Raw genomic sequence first — 7,855 nt, 5'->3', positions numbered from 1 at the left:
CGAACAGACAAGCTGACATTGTCTAATGTTACGCTAGAACTGTCACGATTGCTCGTGCGATAGATGTGCAAGCTGTTATTACCGCCATTACCAACAACCCAATCTAACTCGTGCGGTGTGCCGTCTGCTACAATCTCGCCTATGCGATTTGCACCGCTTGCTGATGAGTTGTACACAAGCACTCTTTGGGTCGGTGTTGTCGTTGCTTTGACAACAACTTTTTGATTGTTTTTGAGCGAACGAGAAATCGGATAAGAGCCTAGCAGAAAACGGGTTGTTGTTTTTGGGCTAGTATCACTAAGCAGATTTTCGCCATTCATCGCATCGTTGAATCGTGATGTTAGACGCTCAACACTTGTCGCTTGATTGTCTTGGGTCTGCTTAATCGTTGTAATCTCACTTGTTGCATTATCTGACTGCGTTTTAAGCTGTCTATATTTTTGCGTTAAATCCCCAGTTGTTACCCCCAATTCACGGATTGATGAGGTATGAGACCCCACGGTTTGGGTAAGATTAGCGATTTCTTGACTTTTGGCATTTTTATCACGCATGAGCTCATCAATGCTGCGGTTTAACTGGGGCAATCGTGCGTTGGCTTGTTGCACCGCTTGCTCAATGCTAGGGATTTTGGCGTTGAACAGATTGATCTTGCCATCAAACGCATCAATCTTAGCAATCGGCTCCCTGAGTGCACGGTCTAGATGACTCTCACTGATCTGACCACTGATTAAGTCCAGCACTTTGGCGGCATCTGATGATGTCGTGCCACTTATCCAGTCTGTCCAATCTGATGTATTGCCCAATTTATCTACAATTCTGGCACGGTAAAACTGGGTCAAGTTGCCCTGTAAGCCTGTAATCGTGTGGCTGTTGGTCGGATAACTAAATACCGCCAGCGTAGCAATGTTTGCTTGTCCGTCAGGGCTTATTTGAATCTCTGTATAATTGGTGTCTTCTGAGCCGTGGTTAAATATCCAGTCAAGGTACATACTAAACAGACCGCCTTGTACTTTAAATAAATACAGTTTTGGCGGTTTGCCTTGTTTGCCTTGAATTTGTGTAACCACACTCACGCCAAGCTGACTTTCATTATCAAAGGCATCCACCGCACGCACTCGTGCTTGATAGTTGCCAGCATATACGCCATCAATATCAAGGCTTTGGCTGGCTATTTTTTGAGATTGCCATGCGTTGTCGTCTTTTCGCCACTCCACAATGTACGCCACCGCACCTGCCACCTGCTCCCAGTTGATAGACAGCGTGGTAATGGCTTGTCCTTGATGGGTGCGAGTGTGTGCGGTCAGCGTGATGTTTTGTGGGGCATCTAGCGTGTGTGCCTTGATGATAGAGACTGGCTTTGACGGCGTACGAACCACTTTATCCGATGCACTAAATTTGGCGGTTTCGTATTGCAAGGCGGTAAAGGCAAAGGTCGCATCATCATTTTGTGTGATGCTCATCACACGATAGGTTCGTGGGGCAAGGTCGCTACTTGTGATTGCCCAGATTTGTCCTGCTTGTCCGATTGCCTTATCCAGCGTGATTTGTGTGCCTTTGATGGCGGTGATTTTAGCCATCTTATCGCCCACCGTCAGCATATCGCCCACTTTTCCTGCCGTTCTGTCTAGCGTGATGGTTTTGCCACCCACAGACACAATACGCCCTGATTGATAGCGACCTGCACGGTGGTTGTCCGCCACTTGGATAATCTCGCCCACTTTGGGGATAAAGCCGTCCAGCCCTGTGGCAAATGTTACCGTTTCGGTCTCTAACTGCTCACTGCTTAACGCCCATACTCCTGCACGGTGGGCTTGGGCGGCAGATGTACAGCCCATCATGTTTAACTCTAAGATATTGATGCCGTATTTGGCGATGGCGTATTCATCACGCACCCACACATAATCGGTGTTAAAGCCGTTGTTTGGGTCGTCATAGGCGACTTTGGCGATGCTGTGGCGAGCTTTTGCCCGTGTGCCTGTATAGCTAAACGCACCGCCTACGACATTGGCATTAGCAAAGGTATAAACGCTCTCTTTGGGCGTATCAGCATCCACGACAATCTGCGTGCCGTCCCAATAGCTCATCGCACGAAATACAGATGCTAAGTTTTGCAGCACACGATAAGCGTCATCGGCTTTTTGAATATAGACATTCACCGTAAAGCGTGGTTCTTTGCCGCCTTTGCCGTCATCGACCAGCTCATCACAGTACTGAGCAAGCTGATACAATGCCCATTTATCCACTTTTCCTGCCAAGCGTTCGCCCAAGCCATAGCGGCGAGCGGTGCAAATATCGTAAAACACCCATGCAGGGTTATTGGTGTATGCCATCTTAAAGCGTCCGTCCCAAAGCCCTGTATAAGTGCGTGTAATAGGGTCATAATTGTTCGGCACTTGGATAATCAAGCCACGCATACGCACCGCCACTTTGGCGATATTGCCAAAGGTTTCGGCATCGTATTTTAGGGCAAGTAGGGCGGTGCAAGGATAACGCAATTTAGCATCGATGACTTCGGTGATGGCAACGACATTCATCACATCGCCAATCAGCTCACTATCACGGTTGGGCGTGATACGGCGAACACGCACCGTCCAGCTGCGGCGTGCCTTGGGCAGATCGATGCGGTGGCTACGCTGATAGCCTTGACTGGCTTTGTCATTGATGGTGGTATTAAGTACAGTTTGCCACGCACCGCCATCGGTCTGTACATCGATGGCATAATCAATCTTATAACCGACAATATTGCCATCAGCTTTTTGTTCACGCAATCCATTCCAGCTAAGACGAATCACCACCGCCGACAGCTGGGTATTGGTCAAAGACTTGGTATAAGGGCGGTCATGGCGAAGCTCCACACCGATGTTTTGTTCATTTTCTACCGATGAAAAGCCCTTGATGTGTTCTTGATCAATCGTGCCTGTGCGAAACTGCCAAGAAATGCCGTCAAAGTTGGGTTGTCCATTCTCATTGATGATGGGCGTGCCGTCTAATTTGATGGATTTGCCGCCATCTACCAAGCCTGCCACTTCGCCTTCGGATAAGCCGTAGAGTATCTGGGCGATGTTACTGCTAGCGGTGGTGTCTTTGGCAATATTGGGTTTTTGGCTGCCGCCTTTTTGTTTTTTTGCACCGTGGATTTGCATGATTTGCTCCATAAAAAAACACCCCAATAGGGTGTGATTTTGACTATTTGGGGCGTATTTTAAGCGTTAAATCTTTGCCCCTTGTATCATCTTATCTTCAGCGTAGATGGCGGCTGATGCAATAAACCCACCCACTTCTCGCTCACCGTACAAAATGGGTACAGGATTGCCTTGTGCTACAGTCGTTACCGCACCACCAAAGCCGTTATTTGGCTTGTTACCATCTTCATTGGCGGGTTCAAGTTTGGGGGTGGGCATCATCAGCGTGGCAACACCGCCCAGCAGCAATCCAGCACCTGCCCCAATCATACCAATGTTGGCTGCGATGGCTGCTGACATGGTTAATCCTGCTCCAAGTCCTGCACCCACACCCGTTGCGATGAGTGCTACCCCAACCACCACTTGTAGCCAGCCCATTGCTTTGCCGCCAGAGCCTACCACCTTTGGCATGATGTGGATATGGCTTGCGGTGGTGGTATCGTTAAGCTGATTTTCACCGATGTTGGTACGCTCGTTGCGTTTTTTACCGTTAAACACAGCAAAGCGGATGCCGTCTTGCTCAGCACGCATCATAAATGCTTTAAAAGCAGGGATTTGACAAGCAATCGCATGGCAGGCTTCTTTTGCCGATTTAACATCTAATTTAAAAAATCTGCCGAATTTTTTGGCTAAAATGCCGTGTAGTTCGATGGTTTTCATTTGACAAAATTTCCTTATGGGTGTAAATTATAATGATACAGTTTACAGGACGGTTTGATGATTGTTTCTTTTAATCATAAAGGGCTGGAAAAGTTTTTTACCACGGGTTCAACAGCTGGCATTCAGCATAAGCATAAAAACCGATTAAATGTACAATTGACCCAGCTAAACATGGCGGTATCACCCCAAGACATGAATATGCCCGGCTGGCAACTGCACGCCTTAAAGGGCGACTTAGATGGTCATTGGGCGATATCGGTTAATGGCAACTGGCGATTAACCTTTAAATTTAACGACGATGGCAATGCCGAAATTGTCGATTATCAAGATTACCATTAAGGAGTAAATCATGAAAATGCACAATCCTGCTCACCCTGGCTTGGTACTAAAAGACGGCTTGGGCGACATCAGTGTTACCGAGTTTGCTAAGCATTTGGGCGTCAGCCGTGTTACTTTAAGCCGTATTTTAAACGGCAAGCAAAGCATTACCGCTGATATGTCGCTTCGCATTGCTCGGGCTTTGGGGACGAGTGATGATTTATGGTTTCGTATGCAAAACCAGTACGACCTATGGCAAGCCCAAAACAACCCCAAAATGGACTATTCCACCATCAAGCCGTTATTTACGCCAGAAACTGTCTATGCCTAACCACCATTGCCGTGCGTTTTTGCCAGCTCTCACCATAAATCTCACGCTTGGATAATGCCGAATGTGGGTGATGCAATACTAGGCAATCACCCACACAGTCAGGCGTACTTTCTGATTGCAATTTGCCATTACCAATAAAGACAAGGGCGTGATTGATATGGTGTGTACGCCCAACACGGCATAGGATAACATCGTGTTTTTGTAATTGTGCTGGGTCATCAATGACATCAAATCCTGCTTTGGTAAAATTATTTTCATAAAGTGGTTCGTGGTTTGGGTTTTCCCACCAGTCATCGGTGCGTGCAAAATCAGGCAGTTCAATGGATAGTTCTCGCTTGTAATAATCACGCACCAGGCTATAACAATCCTGATAGCCATGCACATACTCACGCCCAAGTAGCGGCGTTATCTCTTTGGTAGGCTTATGGCGTTTGATTTCGCTGTACCATTCGCCCGTTACCAAATCAAACCCGCAGCCACAAATCACCCAATCTTTGCCGTGCATGGTCATCTGTATGCGGTCAATCTCGCTAGGCTCAGCCGTGCCGTTTGGGTGGCTATGTACAATGGCTAAAATGCCAAAGCTGTACTCAAAGTCGGCATAGTCCTGTGGGTCAATCTCAAAATGATTGAGTGGGTCTTTGGCAACATTGGGCAAGCGTACATAATCCACCGTGCCATCTGCCACACTTTGTACAATCAGCCCACAGCATTCATTGGGGTAGTCGTCTTTGGCGTGGGCGTGGATTTGGTCTTTTAGGGTTTTGGTTAATCGCATATTTTTTTCCAATAAAAAACCGCCTTGATGGGGCGGTTTATGATGAGTTAGTGTATTTCTTTTAATAAATTCGGTATGGTTTCAAAATATTTTTTGCACTGTATATAATCCATATAGTTGATGTCATCATTGAGCTTGTAATCAGATTTATGGCGTTTGGCTAAAAAATCATCAAATTTAAGAGCCAAAGCGTAGGCTTTTTTGTTGATTTTACCTAACTCTTCCAAGACAAAATAAATGCGTTTATGCGTGCCTGTTTTGAATGTGCCGATGTCTGATAAATTATAATCAGTGAAATTGGCTTCAATGTGCATTTTGCATTCATGATAGACGGCATAATAGCTACGATTGATGTAGGCACGCAATAAATGCTCATCGGAATGCTCATCAATTAATTCAGACAACATCATGGCTGTTTGTCGTAAATCTTGCTCATCGACCGCCATCACGCCACCTGATTGTATTTAGCAGGAATAAAATGTACGATGATGTTTTTATAATCATTAAAATGCAAGGTATCATCCTCAATCAGCTTATCAATGAACATATCGTTTAATTCCAAGCACTGATGAATATCTACATTATTAAGATAGACATTCAAATCAAGTCGCTTGCCAATTTCACTTTCTGCAATAACAGGCTTGGTGGTGTAATCGCCACAATAATGATAAGATAAAAAATTAAACAATCTTTTTTTAACATTGATAAATACTTCTTTATCAATACCTGCATCTTGTAGTATATGCATTTTTGCATCAAGAGATGATAAAAAATCTTGCAAATCAATGTCATTGCCTTGATACAGCAATTGGGCTTTTTTTGCCAAATCAGCATTCAATGCAAAATCAGCATTGTCCAGCACCAGCCAGAATACATGAGCATCCATCGGATCTTGTCGTAATAGCTCAAAGCAAATAGATGTGCTTTCTTCACACTCGCCAAAGCGAGTTAAAAGACCTGCATAATTTACCTTGCCAAAATAATTATTGAGCAGCTTGGCTTGTTTCATGCTGTCTATCGCAGACTTGGCATCACCTAGCAAGTTGTACGCAAAACCTTGTAAGATATAGCCATCAGCAGGACTGGATTTAACCAATTCTTTGCCGTTTGTCAACCAACGATAAAATAAAAAATTATTAGGATTGGTCAATCCATGATAATTTTTGATGTATTCGTAAACTTCATAAGTTTTGGTTTTAGGCTGCATATTCATCATTTCCATAATTGGCATTTCATTTTACCATAAAAGCAATATAACTTACAAATTCTGATGGCTCAACTAATCAAACCCGCCGCAGGAAAGCCGCCAAAGCTGTCTTCATTGTCTCTTAGCTTACAATCTGGCATCGTGCCACCGCACGCATCAAGGCTTGGGTCATCGGTTATCTTGCCGTCCATCGTAAAGCGTTTGGTGCCTGTATAACCACACTCTTCGCCACGATAACGACCACACACCGCCCAATGACAAAAGGTGGTGATGTTTCTGACTGGGATTTTTTGACCGTCTAGGTCCACAGGGTTAGACAGTTCAAATTCCACGATGCCCGATGTGGGATTTTCGCTGACCTTTTGCTCAATGTACCATTCTTGCTGACGGTAATTTTGGCTGTCGGTAGTATTAAGATACTCTGCCAAAGTGTGCGTTACGGTCAGTTTCGCCCCTGCAAAGTCATCATACAGACGACACAGGGCAGACACCGCCCCTTGTACGCCATTCACATTATCGCCGATGGTTAATTTGGGTGTTGATGCCCTACCATCTGACCGCATTTCTAGTCCGTCTGCTTTGATGGCAATAGGGTGAAATTGTTGTCCTTGCCAAGTGATGACGCCGTCATTATGCCCATGAAAGCGGTACACATCGCCGCCAAGTCGTCTGGCGTCCAGCTCGTACAAGGTGATTAAACCCTGCACGGTGCTTTGTTGTATGTCTGCATTAAAGCTCATAAGCGTTACTCGCTGTCTGCCGCTTCATCGCTGACATTTTCGGCAGTCTTGTCGGTAACTTCCACCGCCACGCCAAATTCGCCATTTTGATACACACAGGCAAAGGCGGTGATGGTTTTGTCGTTATTCCACCCTTTAAGTTGATTGAGCTGAGCCGTTGCCCATGCTAGAATCTCGGCACGAAATGCGGTGGTGCGGTTACGCTTTAATACGCCATTGTCTTTTTCTCCATTGACGACTTCAAAGCCGTCATCTTCGGGGTAGTAGATAATTTCAATATGATTGGCTTTATCGCCGTGCTGAGCTTGCCAAGCGTCCACTTGGTAGATAAAGTCTTGCAAGGTCTTGGCTTCGGTGCGGTTTAGGGTGGTTAGGGTTTGGGTCATGGTTTATCTCCGTTAAAAAAAATACCACCTTGTCAGGTGGCAAAAAATAAAACCCATTAAAATCAATGGGTTTTGGCTTGAGTTGTCAAATTTTACTTAACAACTTAAAAGGTTTGCTCGAATTTTAGGCTAATTTCCCAAAAATTACCTTTTCTTTGAGAAATTTCATAATCTTGGCAAATGTATTTGGCGGTCGTGCCATGCGGATCAGCCCAATAAAAGGGCGTAACGCCACCATGCTCATCAAGAAAAT

The 7,855-nt window shown here is 45.3% G+C and carries 10 protein-coding genes; 2 read left to right on the top strand and 8 right to left on the bottom strand.

The annotated features are described in order from the left end of the window. Both ACERC6_RS09890 and ACERC6_RS09885 read right to left on the bottom strand, forming a co-directional pair. On the bottom strand, positions 1 to 3,143 hold a 3,143-nt coding region (locus ACERC6_RS09890; RefSeq protein WP_373628896.1), incomplete at its 3' end, for a host specificity protein J. A gap of 66 nt (positions 3,144 to 3,209) precedes the next feature. Next, positions 3,210 to 3,842: a tail assembly protein gene (locus ACERC6_RS09885; RefSeq protein WP_373628895.1), complete on the bottom strand. Its 633-nt coding sequence runs from the start codon at positions 3,840 to 3,842 to the stop codon at positions 3,210 to 3,212. A 57-nt stretch (positions 3,843 to 3,899) separates the two neighbouring features. On the opposite strand from ACERC6_RS09885, the gene ACERC6_RS09880 reads away from it, so the two are divergent. Further along, positions 3,900 to 4,181 carry a type II toxin-antitoxin system RelE/ParE family toxin gene (locus ACERC6_RS09880; RefSeq protein ID WP_373628894.1) on the top strand — a complete coding sequence of 94 codons (282 nt, stop codon included), beginning with the start codon at positions 3,900 to 3,902 and terminating at the stop codon, positions 4,179 to 4,181. Positions 4,182 to 4,191: 10 nt separating this feature from the next. Then, positions 4,192 to 4,491 carry a HigA family addiction module antitoxin gene (locus tag ACERC6_RS09875; protein ID WP_373628893.1) on the top strand — a complete coding sequence of 100 codons (300 nt, stop codon included), beginning with the start codon at positions 4,192 to 4,194 and terminating at the stop codon, positions 4,489 to 4,491. Here the strand turns inward: ACERC6_RS09875 and ACERC6_RS09870 are convergent. From ACERC6_RS09870 to ACERC6_RS09845, 6 genes are all read right to left on the bottom strand, one after another. Next, positions 4,466 to 5,269, bottom strand: coding sequence for a C40 family peptidase (locus ACERC6_RS09870; protein ID WP_373628892.1), 804 nt, complete (start codon positions 5,267 to 5,269; stop codon positions 4,466 to 4,468). The two genes, ACERC6_RS09875 and ACERC6_RS09870, sit on opposite strands and share 26 nt — an antisense overlap. A 47-nt stretch (positions 5,270 to 5,316) precedes the next feature. Beyond that, positions 5,317 to 5,715 carry a hypothetical protein gene (locus tag ACERC6_RS09865; RefSeq protein ID WP_373628891.1) on the bottom strand — a complete coding sequence of 133 codons (399 nt, stop codon included), beginning with the start codon at positions 5,713 to 5,715 and terminating at the stop codon, positions 5,317 to 5,319. Then, complete coding sequence (locus tag ACERC6_RS09860; RefSeq protein ID WP_373628890.1) at positions 5,715 to 6,500, bottom strand: hypothetical protein; 786 nt, start codon at positions 6,498 to 6,500, stop codon at positions 5,715 to 5,717. The genes ACERC6_RS09865 and ACERC6_RS09860 overlap by 1 nt, the downstream gene beginning before the upstream one ends. Positions 6,501 to 6,544: 44 nt before the next feature. Next, positions 6,545 to 7,216, bottom strand: coding sequence for a phage minor tail protein L (locus ACERC6_RS09855; RefSeq protein WP_373628889.1), 672 nt, complete (start codon positions 7,214 to 7,216; stop codon positions 6,545 to 6,547). 5 nt (positions 7,217 to 7,221) lie between these two features. Further along, entirely contained in the window at positions 7,222 to 7,602 is a 381-nt protein-coding gene (locus ACERC6_RS09850; protein WP_373628888.1) for a hypothetical protein, read from the bottom strand. A 104-nt stretch (positions 7,603 to 7,706) separates the two neighbouring features. Then, on the bottom strand, positions 7,707 to 7,855 hold a 149-nt coding region (locus ACERC6_RS09845; protein WP_373628897.1), incomplete at its 5' end, for a phage tail protein.

This window comes from Moraxella sp. E33BD (assembly GCF_041807865.1).
GTDB lineage: Bacteria > Pseudomonadota > Gammaproteobacteria > Pseudomonadales > Moraxellaceae > Moraxella > Moraxella haemolytica.
The sequence above is the reverse complement of the archived record's forward strand: the minus strand, read 5'-3'. Positions and strand labels throughout refer to the sequence as shown.